The organism is Thiomonas sp. FB-6, from assembly GCF_000377645.1.
Classification (GTDB): Bacteria; Pseudomonadota; Gammaproteobacteria; order Burkholderiales; family Burkholderiaceae_C; genus Thiomonas_A.
Map to the genome: position 1 here is coordinate 1 of NZ_KB898549.1, position 1,065 is coordinate 1,065.

Genomic DNA, 1,065 nt, shown 5'->3' on the forward strand with positions numbered 1-1,065 from the left:
TGCTGATCGACCCGACCGGCTCGGGGGCGAACTTCTTCACCAAGAAGACCGATTACCTGGCCGACGTGAGCATTCCGGCCTCCACCGTGTGGCCGATCCCGCTGGCCCATTTCGTGGTGCAGCAGGGCATCAAGCGCGTGGCCATCGTGTATGACGCCAACGACTTCGACGCCTCGCAGGCCGAGACCACCAAGGAAGTGCTGTCCCAGGCCGGCGTCAAGCCGGTGTACTACCACGGCGTGCCGACCACCGAGTCGAATTACACCATCCTGCTGCACACCATCAAGGCCGCGAACCCGCAGGCCGTGCTGGAGTTCGGCTACGCGCCCAACGACATCGCCTTCCTGCGCGCGCTGTCGCAAAGCGGCCTGCACTTCGACATGACCTTCTCCATCTTCCCGGGCCAACTGCTCGATCTGATGAAGAAGAACGTGGGCGTCAATGGACTGGCCTACACCTACACCTACCCGACCCCGCCGCTGGTCAAGTACGAGAAGGTGGACTACGGCATGAACACCGCCGACTTCGTCAAGGCCTTCCAGGGCGCCGAGAAGAAGGCCCCGAACTTCCTCGACGCCGCCGGCTACAACACCGGCCTGGTGATGCAGTACATGCTGGACAAGGCGCCCAAGTTCACCCAGGAGGACTTCCACGGCGCCCTGCTCAACGACATGTCGGGCAAGGTCACCACGCTGCTGGGGCCGTTCAAGATCAACGAGAACGGCGCCCAGCTCGGCCAGCCGCTGCCGGTGGCGCAGATGGTGCCCGAAGGCAAGGACCTGAAGTTCGTCGTGGTGTACCCGGCCGACCACGCCACCGGCAAGCCGGTGTACCCGGCTCCGAAGCGCTGAGCCTTCGCGCCAACCGTCATTTCCTCGCATGACCGTGCCGGGGCCCTCGGGCCCCGGTTCTCGGCGTGCGTCCGTTCGCGAAGGGGCGAGTCGTGGAATTGCTGCTCTATGCCGTGGCAGGGGGAATCCTGTACGGCATTTTCTTCACCCTGGTGGGTCTGGGGCTGAACCTCATTTTCGGGGTGATGCGCATCATCAACCTGGCGCACGGGCA

General features: G+C 64.1%; 1 protein-coding gene. It reads left to right on the forward strand.

Features of this window, described 5'->3' with window-relative positions; genetic code table 11:
* A partial coding sequence (locus D466_RS22590; protein ID WP_018915441.1) for an ABC transporter substrate-binding protein occupies positions 1-851 on the forward strand: 851 nt, incomplete at its 5' end.
* Positions 852-1,065 lie beyond the last annotated feature (214 nt).